Raw genomic sequence first — 14573 nt, forward strand, 5'->3', positions numbered from 1 at the left:
GTCGCCGCCCTCAGGCGGCCAGTGACAGGACCCGGGCCTGGTGGGCGGGCGCGGCGGCGGGCCGGTAGTCGCCCAGACCGGTGCCGGTCCGGGGCAGCCTGGCCGTCACGGTCCGCTCGTACAGCTCGCCCAGCACGTCGGACAGGCTCAGTCCCAGGGAGCGGTAGACGGCGGCGAGCACCTCGGAGGAGGCCTCCTTGCGCCCGCGCTCGATCTCGGACAGGTAGGGCAGCGAGACCTGGGCGTCCTCGGCCACGTCGCGCAGCGTGCGGCCCTGTTCGGTCCGGGTGCGCCGCAGCAGGTCGCCGATGAGGTCGCGCATGAGGGGATCCTGCGGCTCCTCGGCGCGCCCGCCCGCGCGGGCCTCGTCCAGCGAACTCAGGACGTCGGTCATCAGGCCTCCACGGTGGTCGTGCGCGACGGTCTCACCTGACGAGCCTACGCCGCAGCCGCCTTGTGGGGGAGTCGTCCACAGGCGTTCTGCGAAGGGCAGAACCGTTCGGGCGGCGTGTGCGTCGCATCCGCTGTCGGTACCCCGCCCCCGCGCCGCGTGCGCCCACCTGCGCAGCGCCTGTGTGATCCGGCCCGGCCCGGTGTGGCTGCTGGAGCGGGTGGTGGCCGCCCGCGAGGCCGCCAAGGCCGAGACCTTTCAGCGCATCGAGCCGCTGCTCACCCCGGTGCTGCGCCTGGACCTGGACGGCCTGCTGCGGGTGGACCCCGCGGTGGGGTCGAGTCGGCCGCACTGGCTCTCCCACGGCGCCACGCAGGCCTCCCCGAACGCGGTCAACGCCGAGGTCGCCAAACTGGAGTACCTGCGCTCGCTGGACGCCCACGCCCTGGACGTGTCGGTGCTGCCCACCGAGCGGCGTCGCCACCTGGCCACGATCGGGCGCTGCTCCACCGCCCAGAGTCTGGAGCGGCGCGATCCGGAGGTGCGCTACCCGATCGACGTCGACAAGGAGCTGTCCAAGCTGGACGCGGCCGGGTACCGGCCGCTGCGCCGCCTTGGGGGAAGGAACGAGGTCTTGTGGGGCTCGCCCGGCTGAGGAGCAGGAGGGCGAGTTCGGCCTCGGTTGTTGCTCCGGAGGCTGTACGCACTCGTCTGATGAATGCCACGCGGCGAGCCTATCCACCGGCTTAGCGCGTGAAAACCCCGAAGATGGCGAACATCGCCGCAGTTCAGAGCGATGGGATTCCCGCGCAGGCAACACCATGAGCCAACTCAGGCCTGACGCGCGACATTTCCTCCCACCCACACCCTGCATCGTGAAGATGTAGCGAAATTCAGAACTGTTCATTCAAAATGCCCCGCTCCCTGATGAGAGCGGGACATTTTCGCCTTCATACTGTAGCCGTCTTACCGTTCGTCTGCACGATCGGGCCGGACACGTCTTAAGGCGAACATGCATCCGACAACGATCAGCCCCAAAGCCGCGAATCCCACCCAATGGAGGGTGCCCCCGGAGCCAGCGAGGCTGGGGACGAGCAGGATCAAACCCGCCCCGGCCAACGCCATGGGGATGATAAAGGCGAGGAAGAGTCGGTAAGACCCCTTGCCTTGAAGCATGGTGACCACCTCAGAAACAGCTCGCGATCGCTGTGATCGAAGCACCGCCGACGACCGCGAACCCACCGATGCACGCCGCGCAGACCGGGGCGGTGACGGGAGTCATGGGAACGGCGCAGGAACCGACGCAGGCATAGGCGATGGCGGCACCCACCGCGCCGCTGACACCGAGTACCGCGGCGACGCACGCGCCCGTGTTAGCGCTCTCGGCGACCGCTTCGTTCGCGGCCGCCACCTCGTCACGGAGCTGCTCCTCACCCACGAACGGGATACCGGTGTCCTCGCTCGTCGTGAGCGCACCGTCCACGTAACTGCTGATGTGGAAATTGCCGGAGTCGGCCTGGCTGTACAGAGTCTCGGCGTACTGGACGACGGCGCCCTCAGCATCGAAAAGGAACGTCAGGTTACTCAACGGCTCGCTGTAGCCGCCCGAGATCGGGACACTCACCGACGTGTGCTGCGGCTGGTCCGAGCCGGTCTCGATCTGGTAGGCCTTGGCTCCGTCGCGCTCCAGGGCCTCGGCCGACGCGTGCACCGTCACGTCGCCGTCGCCGACGAGCGCGGCCACATCGGCCGCCAGCCGTTCGGCCGGTGCGCCGTCGATCAGAGTCATGTCGTACGCGTCGCCCTGCTCGGCGCCCGTGGTCGCGGCACCGTTGTCAGAACATTCGGCGGCCGACTGCGCCGACGGCGCCGCAGTCGGCCCCGCTCCTGACGGCGTCGGCGATGCCGCAGCCGTTCCCACCGGGCCCATCAGAAATGCTGCGGTGACCACGCAGATCACATTGATCGTCTGCTTTTTCGCTACCATTGGACTCCTGATTCAAGCCGATCCTACGTGTCGATCACGAACGCCGCAGGGTCGATCGAAGCAGGCGCTTATGCAGCCCACGAGTCCGACTTACTCCAAACACTCGCAACTCGCGTGCACGGTGTTCGCCATCACCTCCTCGACATATCTCCTATTTACGTCTCTATCACGGTGAGTCGCACGGAAACAAGGGCACGGCGCCCGCACCCGAGGTGCGTCAGCTGATGAAAAAATCATGACGTCGCCACGCGGCGGCCTGACCACCAACACCGTTGTTTTAGGGTGTTTTCGCTGGTGGGGTCAGGCGCCACGGGTGGATGCGATGCCGGGTCCTGCCCGAGGTGGGCGTGGTGGGCTTGCGGGTGGGAAACCGGAAGGAGCGCCGGGTGACCTGGCGGGGTGCGGCCCGGCGGTGCCGCCGGGGCAGCAGGTCGTCCATGAGCTCACCGAAGGCCCACACATCCTGGGCTGCCAGGTACTCGGGGTGCCGTTAACGAACGTGGCACGGGCCGCAAACGCGACCGAACCTCACCGGTCGACGGTGAGCGCCTCCAGCGCGGCGGCCTTGTCCGCCTCGGTCGGCAGCGCGTAGCGGCGGGTGGTGTTGATGTCGGCGTGCCCCATCAGCTCGGCCACGGTCACCAGGCCGACCGGCTCGCGCGCGTCGGCGAGCCAGACCAGGAAGTAGCCGACGTTGCGCAGGTACTTGTCGCGGGTGTTCGCGCCCAGGTCGGTCGCCGAGGCCAGCTTCGCGGCGAAGGTCTCGCGCTCGGCGTCCAGGTCGCCGGGCAGAGCCACGGTTCGGCGCGGCCGCCCCGACGGAGGAACGACCCGGGTATGGGCCATCGCGAGAGCACGCCACGCCACGGTGCGGTGCGTGCGTCGCATCCGCTGTCGGCACCCCGCCCCGCGCCGCGGGGCCACCGGTGCCGCCCTAGTAGGCGCGGGCGGCCGCCGCCGACCAGGCCATGGCCGGGCACGGAACGCGCAAAGCCTTGGTTCCGGGCGCGTGTCCCGCGTGTTTTCGCCGTCACCGAGCGGGCAGGGGGTGAGGGCGTCAACATCCGGGAGGAAAAGATGGAGATCACCGGAATCATCAGTGCGATCGTCGTCGGCCTGATCGTCGGCGCACTGGGACGCCTCATCGTCCCCGGCAAACAGCACCTGCCGATCTGGCTCACCCTGATCCTGGGCATCGTGGCCGCCTTCATCGGCGGCTGGATCGCCGCGGGGCTCTTCGGCGCCGGATGGATCATCACGCTGATCATCCAGGTGCTGGTGGCCGCAGCGATCGTCTACCTGGCCGACGGCTTCTACTCCAGAGGAGCCAAGGGCCGCACCGCCTAGCGGCCTGGCCGGAACCGTTGCTGGTGTGCCACGAGGGTTCTGAACTGCGTCTTAGCTCGTCTCGACCGACCAACCTCGCTATGAGCACAAGGTCACGGCGGAGGGGGCGACCCCGGCGAACCTTTGTGGCCACGGCATCAGCTCCGCCGGCCGACGGGGCGAGCGCCGCCGCACCGGAGGCCGGCCTCCGAGGCCGGCCTCCGTCCGGCGCAGTCCCGGGCCGCCGGACCGCTATCCGGCGGCCTCGTCCACGCCCACGGACCGGCCCAGGCGCACCGAGGTCTCGGCGGCCTCCAGCACGGCCACCACGTCCCGGCCGAAGCGCACGTCACAGGGGTCGCCCACCGTCCCCTCCACCTGCGCCAGCAGCCGGTCGACCGCCGCGCCGAACGCCTCCACCGGGCTCCGGTCACCGCCCGGCACCGGTACCCAACCCCGCTCGCCGTGCAGCACGACCTCGAAGGTCTTCGCCTCGGGAGCGGCGTCCACGGTCACCGCGAACGAGCCGACCGCGCCGCCCTCGTGCCGGGTGAGCATGTGCACGGTGTCCCGAGGCCCCGCCAGCGCCGTCACCTGCGTGACCGGGCCGAGGACCGGCAGCACCAGCGACAGCACGTGCGGGCCCACGTCCCACAGGCCGCCCTTCTGCCGGCGCCAGCGCGAGCCGCCGTAGGGGTTGCCGGGCTCGAAGATCGAGGCGAACAGCGTCGCCCGCACGCCGTTCCAGCCGCCCTCCGCCGCGGCCGAGTCCACGAACTCCACCACGTTCTCGGAGAAGCGGCTGGTGAAGAAGACCACCGACGCCAGCCCGCGCGCCTCGGCCTCGGCGACCACCGCGTCGGCCGCCAGGGTCGACAGCGCCAGCGGCTTGTCCAGCAGCAGGTGCTTCCCGGCCCGCGCGGCGCGCAGGGCCAGGTCGCCCTGGATGTGGGGCGGCAGCGCGATCGCCACGGCGTCCACGTCGGCCAGCAGCGCCTCGAAGTCCGCGTAGGCCCGGGTTCCGTAGCGCTCGGCGAGCGCCGCCGCCTTGGCCTCGTCGCGTCCCCACACCCCCGCCAGGGTGGCGCCGGGGTGGGCGTCCAGCGCCGCGGCATGCGTCTCCGCGGCCCAGTAGCCCGTGCCCAGCAGACCGAACCTGAGTCCCATGCGTGCTCCCTCGTCCCTTGTGTCCACCGTCTCACCATTGTCCATGGAAGCGCTCCCATAACCTCGGGCGGGGTCGCCAGGGGCCGCCAGCGTGCGGTCTCCCGACCGTTCCCGCCCGGCGCCTCAGGGGTGCAGGCGGCGCGCTCCCTCGGACGGCAGGGCCCCGAACACGGCCGGTTCCTCGAAGCCCCGTTCCCGGTAGGCCTCCAGCACCGCCTTCCCGCAGCCCTCCACGCGCTCGGTCTCCACCAGGGCGACCACGCACCCGCCGAAGCCGCCGCCGGTGATCCTGGCCCCCAGCGAGCCCGCGGCCAGGAGGGTGTCCACCGCGGTGTCCACCTCGGGGACGCTCACCTCGTAGTCGTCGCGCAGCGAGGCGTGGGAGGCGGTGAGCAGCGGCCCCACCTCCCGCGTGCGCCCGGACCGGAGCAGGTCCACGGACCGCAGCACCCGCTCGTTCTCGGTCACCACGTGGCGCACCCGGCGGCGGGACACGTCGTCGGGCAGCGCGGCCAGGGCGCCCGGCAGGTCGGTGACGTCGCGCAGGGCCGCCACCCCCAGGACGCGCGCGGCCTCCTCGCACGAGCGGCGGCGCTCGGCGTAGGCGCCGTCCACGTGCCGGTGCGGGGCGCGGGTGTCGACCACCAGCACGGTCAGCCCCTGTGCGGAGGGGTCGAAGGGCACCTGCTCGGTCTCCAGGGTGCGCGTGTCCATGAACAGGGCGTGCCCCTCGGTGGAGAGCATGGACGCGGACTGGTCCAGGATCCCGCAGGGCATGCCCACGAAGTCGTTCTCCACCCGCTGGGCCAGCCGGGCCACCTCGCCCGGCGCGAGGTCGGCCCCGTACAGGGAGGCCGCGGCCATGACGGTCGCGCACGACAGCGCGGCCGACGAGGACAGGCCCGCCCCGCTCGGGATCGTGCTGTCCACCAGCAGGTCCAACCCGTCCACCGCGCGGCCCTCGTCGCGCAGGACCCACAGCGCCCCGGCGGGGTAGGCGGCCCACCCCCGCACCGCGCCGGGGACCAGGTCGTCCAGCGGGGCCGCGTACTCCTCCGGCGACTGCCGGGAGAGCAGCCGCACCCGTCCGTCCGTCCGCCGGGCGGCCGAGGCCGTCAGCGCGTGGGGCAGGGCGAAGGGGAGCACGAACCCGTCGTTGTAGTCGGTGTGCTCGCCGATGAGGTTGATCCGCCCCGGCGCGGTCCACACGCCCTCGGGCCCGTACCCGAACGCCGAGTGGAACGCGGTCGTCACGTCGTCCACGAGGTCCTGCCTTCCTGCTGTGCGATGGGGGTCAGGCCGTGCCGCGCCGCGCCAGGACGAACTCCCAGGCGTCGGCGACGGTCTCGTCCAGCGTGCGCCCCGGCGTCCAGCCCAGCTCCTCGCGGGCCCGGTCGTTGGCCGCGACCAGGACGGCCGGGTCGCCCGCGCGGCGCGGGCCGTCCACCACGGGCACCGGGCGGCCGGTCACCCGCCGGACCGCCTCGATCACCTCGCGCACGCTGTGCCCGCCGCCGGTGCCCAGGTTGTGGACGCGGAAGACGCCCGGGCGCACGCTCTCCAGGGCGCGCAGGTGCGCGTCGGCCAGGTCGGCGACGTGCAGGTAGTCGCGCACCGCCGTCCCGTCCCGGGTCGGGTAGTCGGTGCCGAACACGCTGGCGTGCCCCTCCCCCTCGGCGGCCACCCGCAGCAGGTTCGGCACCAGGTGCGTCTCGGTCTCGTGCCGCTCTCCGAAGCCCAGGTGCGCCCCGGCCACGTTGAAGTAGCGCAGGCTCACCGCGCCGATCCCGTGCGCCGCCGCCCACGACTCCAGCATGTGGTCGACGGCGAGCTTGCTCGCGCCGTAGGGGCTGGTGGGCGCAGCCGGGTCGGTCTCGCGGATCGGCGCGTCGCCGGCGGGGTCGCCGTAGGTGGCGGCGCTGGAGGAGAACACCACGCGCCCCACGCCGTGGCGCCGCACGGCCTCCAGCAGCGCCAGCGTCCCCGACACGTTGGTGTGCCAGTACTTGCCCGGGTCCGCCACCGACTCGCCCACCAGGGACTTGGCGGCGAAGTGCAGGACGGCGTCCACGGACGGGTCCAGCACGTCGGCGGCCTCGCGCACGTCGGCGACCACCAGCCGGGCCCCCTCGGGGACGGCGTCCGCGTGCCCGGTGGACAGGTCGTCCAGGACGGTCACCGCGTGGCCCTCCCGCAGCAGCAGGGCGGTCACCACGCTCCCGATGTACCCGGCGCCTCCGGTGACGAGCAGTCTCACGGTGCGACCTCCCGCAGCCGCTCGGCGACGGTCTCGGGCGCGACGTCGCTGATGAACGCGCCCATGCCGGACTCGGTTCCGGCCAGGTACTTGAGCTTGCCCGGCGCGCGCCGCACCGAGAACAGCTCCAGGTGCAGGTGGGCCAGGTCGCGCCGGTCGCGCACGGGCGCCTGGTGCCAGGCGGAGATGTAGGGCAGGGGCGCGTCGTAGAGCGCGTCGAAGCGGCGCAGCACGTCCAGGTAGAGGTGGCCGAAGTCCTCGCGCTCCTCCTCCGACAGCGCGGGCAGGTCGGGCACCCGCCGGTGCGGGTACAGGTGCACCTCCACGGGCCAGCGGGCCGCGGCCGGGACGAAGGCCGTCCAGTGCTCGGTCCTGGCCACCACCCGGACCCCGGCCTCCTGTTCGGCGCGCAGCACGTCGGCGAACAACGAGCCGCCGGTGCGCTCGCGGTACTCCTCGGCGGAGTCGAGCATCCGCCGGGTGCGCGGGGTGACGAAGGGGAACGCGTAGATCTGCCCGTGCGGGTGGTGCAGGGTCACCCCGATCTCGGGCCCCCGGTTCTCGAAGCAGTACACCTGCTCCACGCCCGGCATCGCCGACAGCGCCTCGGTCCGGTCGATCCATGCGGCCATGACCGTGCGCGCCCGCTCGGGGCCCAGGTCGGCGAAGGACGCGTCGTGGTCGGAGCCGAAGACGAGGACCTCGCAGCGGCCCGCGGCCACGCGCCGGGACGGCTCCAGCTCCCCGACCCCCTCCAGGGCGCGGCCGTCGTCGCGCACCAGCGAGGGGAAGCGGTTCTCGAAGGCGACCACGTCGTAGGAGGCGGCCGGGACCTCGGTCAGGCGCCCCTCGCCGGAGGGGCACAGCGGACAGTCGTGGCTGGAGGGCAGGTGGGTGCGGCCCTGCCGGTGGGAGGCCACCACCACCCACTCGCGCAGCAGGGGGTCGAAGCGCATCTCCGCGCCCGTCGCGGACGGTGGCAGCTCGCGCAGGTCGGGTGCGGGTTCGCGGGCGGTGTCGCCCTCGTCGAAGTAGACGATCTCGCGGCCGTCGGCCAGCCGGGCCGAGGTCCTCCTCATCCGTCCTCCTTCTTCCTCGGTCGCACGTCGGCGACCACCAGGCGGCCCACGTGCTCGGTCAGGGTGGCCCGGACGGCCGGGTCGGTTCCGGAGTCGGTGACCAGCACGTCGCAGCGGTCCAGCGGCGCGATGGTGCTGATCCCGACCGTGCCCCACTTGCTGTGGTCGGCGGCGACCACGAGGGAGGCGGCGGCCTCCACCAGGGCGCGGTTGGTCTCGGACTCCATGAGGTTGGGCGTGGTGAACCCGGCGCGCTCCTGCATGCCGTGCACGCCCAGGACGAGGACGTCCAGGTTGAGGCCGCGCACGGAGGCGAGCGCGAGCGGGCCCACGAGCGCGTCGGAGGGCGTGCGGAAGCCGCCGGTGAGCGCCACGGTCTGGTCGGGCCGCGCGGCCCGGTGGAACACCTCGGCCACGCGCAGCGAGTTGGTGACCACCGTCAGCCCCGGTGTGTCGGCGAGGTACTCGGCGACGGTGGCGGTCGTGGTGCCCGCGGACAGGCCCACGGCGCTGTGCGGTTCGACCAGGTCGGCCACGGCCCGGGCGATGGCGTGCTTCTCGTCCTCCTGGCGGGTGGACTTGGCCTCGAAGCCGGGCTCCTCGGTGCGCGCGCCGTCCGGTGCGACGGCCCCGCCGTGCACCTTGCGCAGCTCCCCGCGGCCCTCCAGGGCGTCGAGGTCGCGGCGCACGGTCATGTCCGACACCGAGAGGCTCTCGACGAGGTCGGACACACGCACCGCCCCGACGCGCCGCACCTGTTCGAGGATCAGCTCCTGTCGTTGCGCAGCCAGCATCCGCCCCCCCCAGGGATGATCGAAAATGTGGAAATCTGTTGGAACTAGTGTTCCAGGTTCCCCTCTCGTGTCAATGGTACCCGTGGCCTCCCCGGAAAACTGTTGGAAAACGTTGGTACCTGTTGACAGGACCGGGGGTGAGTGTCGAACATATTAAAACGTTCGTGTGACCGCCTTCACATCTGTTGACGACCCCCCGTTCGAAGGAGGCCCCCATGTACCACGGACCACCGGGAGCACCAGGACCGCCAGGGCCACCGGGACCACCGGGCCTGGGGCGCCGCACCCTGCTGCGCGGCCTGGCCGGGGCCGGAACGCTGCTGGCCCTGCCCGCCCTGGCGGGGTGCGGTGCGGGTCGACGCGGGGACCCGGACCTGGTCACCCTGGCCTCCAACCGGGCCAACCCCGCCCAGCAGGAGGCCGTCGCCGAGAGCGTCGGGCTCTTCGAGGCGGACTCCGGGCTGACCGTGGAGGTCAACACCTTCCAGTCCACCGCCTTCCAGGAGAGCATCAACAACTACCTCCAGGGCACCCCGGACGACGTCATCGGCTGGTTCGCGGGCTACCGGATGCGCTTCTTCGCCGAACGCGGCCTGATCAGCGACGTCTCCGGGGTCTGGGACCGCCACTTCGGGGACGCGTTCACCGACCAGGTGCGCAGGCTGTGCACGGCCGACGACGGCAGGCAGTACATGGTCCCCGACTCCACCGCGCCCTGGGCGGTCTTCCACCGCAGGAGCGTGTTCGAGGAGCACGGCTACGAGGTCCCCGCCACCCGCGCGGAGTTCGAGGAGCTGTGTGGGCGCATGCGCGCGGACGGGCTCGAACCGCTCGCCTCCGGCATCCGCGAGGGCTGGCCCGCGATGGGCATGTTCGACCACCTCAACCTGCGGCTGAACGGCCCCGACTTCCACCTGGAGCTGCTCAACGGCGACCACTCCTGGGACTCCGCCGAGGTCAGGAGCGTCTTCGGCACCTGGGCCGAGCTGCTGCCCCACCACCAGCCCGACCCCCTGGGCCGGGGCGTCAACGAGGCGCAGACCGCCCTGGTCCGGCGCGAGGCCGGGATGATGCTCTGCGGCATGTTCATCGCGCACTCCTTCCCCGAGGAGGACCTGGACGACCTGGACTGCTTCGCCTTCCCCGAGTTCGACCCCGCGATCGGCGCCGACGCCGTCGAGGCGCCCATCGACGGGTTCATGCTCTCCGGGGACCCGCGCAACCCCGACGGGGCCCGCGAGCTCGTGGGACACATGGGCACCCTCCGGGCCCAGGAGATCTACACCGCGATCGACCCGCAGGCGCTCCCCACCCACCTGGACGCCGACACCAGCGGGTTCAGCGCCCTCGACGCCAAGGTCAACGACATGGTCGCCAACGCGGGAGCGCTCACCCAGTACATGGACCGGGACACCCGTCCCGACTTCGCGTCCGTCGTCATGATCCCCGCGCTCCAGCGCTTCCTCCGACAGCCGGACGACATCGCCGACCTGACCGCCAGCATCCAGCGCCAGAAGGTCTCCATCTTCGGTGGCTGAACCAGAAGGGAGAGCAGGTGTGGTGTCGAACGCCCCCTCACCGCCTCGAAACCCGACCCAGGGGTCCGCACAGGCCCCGCCCGGCCGGTCCCCGCGCGCACGCGGGAGCATGCGCCACAGCCGAGGGGACCGGATCGCCCTCGGCCTGATGCTGGGCGTGCCCGCCCTGCTCGTGGTGGGCCTGGTGTGGCTGCCCGCGATGGCCACGATCATCCTGTCCTTCACCCGCTGGGACGGCATCGGCGGCCTGGACACCATCGAGTGGATCGGCACGCAGAACTACACGGACGCGTTCACGATCTACCCGCCCTTCGCACCGGCGCTGCGCAACAACCTGGTCTGGCTGGTGGCGCTGTTCGCGGTCCCCACCGTCCTCGGGATGTTCCTGGCGGTGCTGCTCGACCGCGAGCTGCGCGGCGGGTCGTTCTACCAAGGCGTCTTCTACATGCCGGTCGTGCTGTCGCTGGCCCTGGTCGGGTTCATCTGGCAGCTCATCTACTCCCGCGACCAGGGGCTGCTCAACGCCTTCCTCGCCGTGGTCGCCGACGTCCCGCCCGTGGACTGGTTCGGCGACTCCGACATCAACCTGTACGCGGTCCTGGTCGCGGCCGGGTGGCGGCACACCGGCTACATCATGCTGCTCTACCTGGCCGGGCTGAAGGCGGTCGACCCGTCCCTGCGCGAGGCCGCCGCCATCGACGGCGCCGGGCCGGTGCGCACGTTCACCAAGGTCGTCTTCCCGGCCCTGCTGCCCATCAACCTGGTCGTGCTCGTCGTGACCGTCATCGACGCGCTGCGCGCCTTCGACATCGTGTGGATCATCAACCGCGGACGCAACGGCCTGGAGCTGATCTCGGCGCTGGTGACCTCCAACGTCATCGGCGAGGCCAGCCGGGTGGGCTTCGGCTCGGCGCTGGCCGTGGTCATGCTGGTGATCTCGCTGGTGTTCATCGTCATCTACGTGTCCACCATGCTGAGAGGGGCCTACCGGTGACCGCCACGACCCTCCCCGACGCCCCCCGGCGGTACCGCCGGCCCAGGATCCGCCCGGCCCGGGCGGTGCTGCACGCCTTCCTCGGCGTCACGGCGCTGGCCTGGTTCTTCCCCGTCCTGTGGGCGCTGGTCAACTCGTTCCGCGACTACGAGTACACCGCCCTGCACGGCTACCTGTCCCTGGGCGGGTTCACCCTGGACAACTACGCGCGGGCGTGGAACGAGGGCCAGCTGCCCGGCTACTTCTGGAACTCGCTGGTCATCACGGTCCCGGCCGTGCTGCTGACGCTGTTCCTGTCCTCCTGCGCGGCCTTCGTGCTCTCCAACTACTCGCGCAGGTTCAACCTGACGATGCTCGCGGTCTTCCTGGCCGCGAACCTGCTCCCGGCCCAGGCGCTGCTGGTCCCGCTGTTCCGGCTCTACACCTCCATCCCCCTGCCGTACTGGATCAGCGAGTCCGGCTCCCTCTACGACAGCCACATCGGCGTCGTCCTCATCCACACGGCCTTCCAGATCGGGTTCTGCACGTTCGTGCTGAGCAACTTCATGAAGGCCATGCCCGCCTCCCTGCTGGAGGCGGCCCGGGTGGACGGGGCGTCGGTCTTCCAGCAGTACTGGAGGGTGGTGCTCCCGCTGTGCCGCCCGAGCCTGGCGGCCCTGGCCACCCTTCTGGTCACCTGGATCTACAACGACTTCTTCTGGGCGCTGGCGCTGCTGTCCAGCGGGGACAAGCTACCCATCACGACCGCCCTACAGAACCTCCAGAGCGCCTTCTTCGTCGACTACAACCTGCTCTCGGCCGGGTCGATCATCGTCGCCCTGCCCACGCTCGTCGTGTTCTTCGCGCTGCAACGCCACTTCGTCGCCGGACTCACCCTGGGAGCCAGCAAAGGATGACGTACCGCACCCTCAGCCTCCGCGCGGCGGGGACCGCCCTGGTCCTCGCCGTGCCCGAGGCCGGACTCCCCCACGTCCTGCACTGGGGCGCCGACCTGCCCGACGGCGGGGGACTGGCCGCCGTCGCGGCGCCCTCCGCCGCGCACAACGACGTCGACGCGCCCCAGCGGCTGTCCCTGGTGCCCGTCCAGGGGGAGGGCTGGCGCGGCCACCCCGGGATCTCCGGGCACCACGAGGGCCGGGCCACCTTCCCGGACTGGACCGTGCGCGAGACTTCCGTGGAACCGCTGGAGGAGGCCGCCCCCGGCGTGGGCGGGGCCCTCACGGTCCTGGCCGAGGCCGACGGGATCGCACTGCGCTGCGAGCTGCGCATGGAGCCCTCCGGGCTGGTCCGCGCCCGCAACACGGTCACCAACACCGACGCCGCGCCGTGGACCCTGGACGCCCTGCGGGTCACCCTGCCCCTGCCCCGCGAGGCGGGCGAGGTCCTGGACCTGACCGGCCGCTGGTGCCGCGAGCGCTCCCCCCAGCGCCAGGAACTGGCGACGGGCACGCGGCTGCGCGCCTCGCGCCGCGGCCGGACCGGCCACGACGCCACGCTGGTCCTCGCCGCCGGGACCCCCGGGTTCGGGTTCCGCCACGGCGAGGTGTGGGGCGTGCACACCGCCTGGAGCGGCGACCACGTCCACCTGGCCGAACGCCTCCCCGAGGGCGCAGGGCAGGCCGACGCCGTGCTCGCGGGCGGCGAACTGCTCCACCCCGGCGAGGTCCGCCTCGACCGGGGCGACTCCTACTCCACCCCGTGGGTGTTCCTCTCCTGGTCCGACCGGGGACTGGACGGGATGTCCGCGCGGATCCACCGCTGGCTGCGCGCCCGGCCCGGCCACCCCCGCACCCCGCGCCCGGTGGTGCTCAACACCTGGGAGGCCGTCTACTTCGACCACGACCTCACCACCCTCGAACGGCTCGCCGACACCGCCGCGCGGATCGGCGTGGAGCGGTTCGTGCTGGACGACGGCTGGTTCCGGGGCCGCCGCGACGACACCGCGGGGCTCGGCGACTGGACCGTGGACACCGGAGTGTGGCCCGAGGGCCTGCACCCGCTCTTCGACCACGTGCGCTCCCTGGGCATGCAGGTCGGGCTGTGGGTGGAGCCGGAGATGGTCAACCCCGACTCCGACCTGGCCCGCGCCCACCCCGAGTGGTTCCTGACCGCCGAGGGGCGCCCGGCCCCGCCCAGCCGCCACCAGCAGCTCCTGGACCTGTCCCGCCCCGAGGCCTTCCAGCACGTGTTCGAGCACCTGGACGCGCTGGTCGCCGAGTACCGGCCCGACTACCTCAAGTGGGACCACAACCGCGACCTCCTCGAACCCGTGCACGCCCCCACCGGCGCCGCCGGGACGCACCGCCAGACCCTGGCCGTCTACGCGCTGCTCGACCGGCTGCGCGCGAGACACCCCGGCCTGGAGATCGAGTCGTGCTCCTCCGGCGGGGGCCGCGTGGACCTGGGGATCCTGGAGCGCACCGACCGCGTGTGGGCCTCCGACACCAACGACCCCCTGGAACGGCTGGCCATCCAGCGCTGGACCTCACTGCTGCTGCCGCCCGAGCTGGTCGGCAGCCACGTCGGCGGGCGCACCGCGCACACCACCGGCCGCGACGCCGACCTGTCCTTCCGCTGCCTGACCAGCCTGCTGGCCCACGCCGGGATCGAGTGGGACGTCACCCGCTGCACCGACGACGAGCTGACCGCGCTGACCTCGTGGATCGCGCTGTACAAGGAGCTGCGCCCGCTGCTGCACTCGGGCGAGGCCGTGCACGCCGACGCGCCCGACCCCGCCGAACAGCTCGACGGCGTGGTCGCCCCGGACGGGAGCGAGGCGGTGTTCCGCTACGCCCGGCTGACCACCTCCGTCCGCGCCCTGCCGGGACGGGTCCGGCTGCCCGGCCTGCGCGAGGACCGCGTCTACCGCCTGACGTGGCGGCCGGAGGCGGGCCAGCCCTCGACCACGCAGCGCGTGCTCCCGGAGTGGTTCGCCAGCGGCGGGGCCACCGTGTCGGGGGCGGTGCTCACCCGCTCGGGCGTGCAACTGCCCAACCTCAACCCGTCCCAAGCCCTGCTCCTGCACCTGAGGGAGGCCTGA

Annotated in this window: 14 protein-coding genes; 6 read left to right on the plus strand and 8 right to left on the minus strand. The window is 72.1% G+C overall.

Annotation, left to right across the window (positions count from 1 at the left end):
- Window positions 1-10 precede the first annotated feature (10 nt).
- Complete coding sequence (locus tag ACSIH6_RS14520) at window positions 11-394, minus strand: helix-turn-helix domain-containing protein (RefSeq protein WP_435108805.1); 384 nt, start codon at window positions 392-394, stop codon at window positions 11-13.
- Window positions 395-575: 181 nt separating this feature from the next.
- On the opposite strand from ACSIH6_RS14520, the gene ACSIH6_RS14525 reads away from it, so the two are divergent.
- On the plus strand, window positions 576-1046 hold the full coding sequence (locus ACSIH6_RS14525; RefSeq protein WP_435108806.1) for a hypothetical protein: 471 nt from the start codon (window positions 576-578) through the stop codon (window positions 1044-1046).
- Between the two features lie 531 nt (window positions 1047-1577).
- Here ACSIH6_RS14525 and ACSIH6_RS14530 read toward each other — a convergent pair.
- Together ACSIH6_RS14530 and ACSIH6_RS14535 are read right to left on the minus strand one after the other, a co-directional pair.
- Entirely contained in the window at window positions 1578-2378 is an 801-nt protein-coding gene (locus tag ACSIH6_RS14530) for a hypothetical protein (RefSeq protein ID WP_435108807.1), read from the minus strand.
- A 528-nt stretch (window positions 2379-2906) separates the two neighbouring features.
- The gene (locus tag ACSIH6_RS14535; RefSeq protein WP_435108808.1) at window positions 2907-3266 is read right to left on the minus strand and encodes a hypothetical protein; all 360 of its coding nucleotides are present in this window, start codon (window positions 3264-3266) and stop codon (window positions 2907-2909) included.
- Between the two features lie 189 nt (window positions 3267-3455).
- On the opposite strand from ACSIH6_RS14535, the gene ACSIH6_RS14540 reads away from it, so the two are divergent.
- Complete coding sequence (locus ACSIH6_RS14540; RefSeq protein WP_061079328.1) at window positions 3456-3725, plus strand: GlsB/YeaQ/YmgE family stress response membrane protein; 270 nt, start codon at window positions 3456-3458, stop codon at window positions 3723-3725.
- A 231-nt stretch (window positions 3726-3956) separates the two neighbouring features.
- Here ACSIH6_RS14540 and ACSIH6_RS14545 read toward each other — a convergent pair whose 3' ends face one another.
- From ACSIH6_RS14545 to ACSIH6_RS14565, 5 genes are all read right to left on the minus strand, one after another.
- Window positions 3957-4871 carry a Gfo/Idh/MocA family protein gene (locus ACSIH6_RS14545; RefSeq protein ID WP_435108809.1) on the minus strand — a complete coding sequence of 305 codons (915 nt, stop codon included), beginning with the start codon at window positions 4869-4871 and terminating at the stop codon, window positions 3957-3959.
- A gap of 123 nt (window positions 4872-4994) precedes the next feature.
- Complete coding sequence (gene galK / locus ACSIH6_RS14550; RefSeq protein WP_435108810.1) at window positions 4995-6134, minus strand: galactokinase; 1140 nt, start codon at window positions 6132-6134, stop codon at window positions 4995-4997.
- Window positions 6135-6165: 31 nt separating this feature from the next.
- Window positions 6166-7128, minus strand: coding sequence for a UDP-glucose 4-epimerase GalE (galE, locus tag ACSIH6_RS14555; RefSeq protein WP_435108811.1), 963 nt, complete (start codon window positions 7126-7128; stop codon window positions 6166-6168).
- Complete coding sequence (gene galT / locus ACSIH6_RS14560; protein WP_435108812.1) at window positions 7125-8207, minus strand: galactose-1-phosphate uridylyltransferase; 1083 nt, start codon at window positions 8205-8207, stop codon at window positions 7125-7127. Before galT ends, galE begins: the two co-directional genes overlap by 4 nt.
- The gene (locus ACSIH6_RS14565; RefSeq protein ID WP_435108813.1) at window positions 8204-9001 is read right to left on the minus strand and encodes a DeoR/GlpR family DNA-binding transcription regulator; all 798 of its coding nucleotides are present in this window, start codon (window positions 8999-9001) and stop codon (window positions 8204-8206) included. The genes galT and ACSIH6_RS14565 overlap by 4 nt, the downstream gene beginning before the upstream one ends.
- A 215-nt stretch (window positions 9002-9216) precedes the next feature.
- Here ACSIH6_RS14565 and ACSIH6_RS14570 point away from each other — a divergent pair, with 215 nt between their 5' ends.
- From ACSIH6_RS14570 to ACSIH6_RS14585, 4 genes are all read left to right on the plus strand, one after another.
- A complete protein-coding gene (locus ACSIH6_RS14570) occupies window positions 9217-10539 on the plus strand; it encodes an ABC transporter substrate-binding protein (RefSeq protein ID WP_435108814.1) in 1323 nt (440 codons plus the stop codon).
- A gap of 109 nt (window positions 10540-10648) precedes the next feature.
- Window positions 10649-11533, plus strand: coding sequence for a carbohydrate ABC transporter permease (locus tag ACSIH6_RS14575; protein WP_435108815.1), 885 nt, complete (start codon window positions 10649-10651; stop codon window positions 11531-11533).
- Window positions 11530-12429 (plus strand): carbohydrate ABC transporter permease, encoded by a 900-nt coding sequence (locus ACSIH6_RS14580; protein ID WP_435108816.1) that lies wholly within the window; start codon window positions 11530-11532, stop codon window positions 12427-12429. The genes ACSIH6_RS14575 and ACSIH6_RS14580 overlap by 4 nt, the downstream gene beginning before the upstream one ends.
- Entirely contained in the window at window positions 12426-14573 is a 2148-nt protein-coding gene (locus tag ACSIH6_RS14585; protein WP_435108817.1) for an alpha-galactosidase, read from the plus strand. Before ACSIH6_RS14580 ends, ACSIH6_RS14585 begins: the two co-directional genes overlap by 4 nt.

This window comes from Nocardiopsis synnemataformans (assembly GCF_965343085.1).
Taxonomy (GTDB): Bacteria; Actinomycetota; Actinomycetes; order Streptosporangiales; family Streptosporangiaceae; genus Nocardiopsis; species Nocardiopsis alborubida.

What these genes read in the sequence shown, in the direction of transcription:
- ACSIH6_RS14520 (WP_435108805.1), bottom strand. Translation starts at nt 394, where the DNA reads ATGACCGACGTCCTGAGTTCGCTGGACGAGGCCCGCGCGGGCGGGCGC.
- ACSIH6_RS14530 (WP_435108807.1), bottom strand. Translation starts at nt 2,378, where the DNA reads ATGGTAGCGAAAAAGCAGACGATCAATGTGATCTGCGTGGTCACCGCA.
- ACSIH6_RS14535 (WP_435108808.1), bottom strand. Translation starts at nt 3,266, where the DNA reads ATGCGACGCACGCACCGCACCGTGGCGTGGCGTGCTCTCGCGATGGCC.
- ACSIH6_RS14540 (WP_061079328.1), top strand. Translation starts at nt 3,456, where the DNA reads ATGGAGATCACCGGAATCATCAGTGCGATCGTCGTCGGCCTGATCGTC.
- ACSIH6_RS14545 (WP_435108809.1), bottom strand. Translation starts at nt 4,871, where the DNA reads ATGGGACTCAGGTTCGGTCTGCTGGGCACGGGCTACTGGGCCGCGGAG.
- galT (WP_435108812.1), bottom strand. Translation starts at nt 8,207, where the DNA reads ATGAGGAGGACCTCGGCCCGGCTGGCCGACGGCCGCGAGATCGTCTAC.
- ACSIH6_RS14565 (WP_435108813.1), bottom strand. Translation starts at nt 9,001, where the DNA reads ATGCTGGCTGCGCAACGACAGGAGCTGATCCTCGAACAGGTGCGGCGC.
- ACSIH6_RS14570 (WP_435108814.1), top strand. Translation starts at nt 9,217, where the DNA reads ATGTACCACGGACCACCGGGAGCACCAGGACCGCCAGGGCCACCGGGA.
- ACSIH6_RS14575 (WP_435108815.1), top strand. Translation starts at nt 10,649, where the DNA reads ATGCGCCACAGCCGAGGGGACCGGATCGCCCTCGGCCTGATGCTGGGC.
- ACSIH6_RS14585 (WP_435108817.1), top strand. Translation starts at nt 12,426, where the DNA reads ATGACGTACCGCACCCTCAGCCTCCGCGCGGCGGGGACCGCCCTGGTC.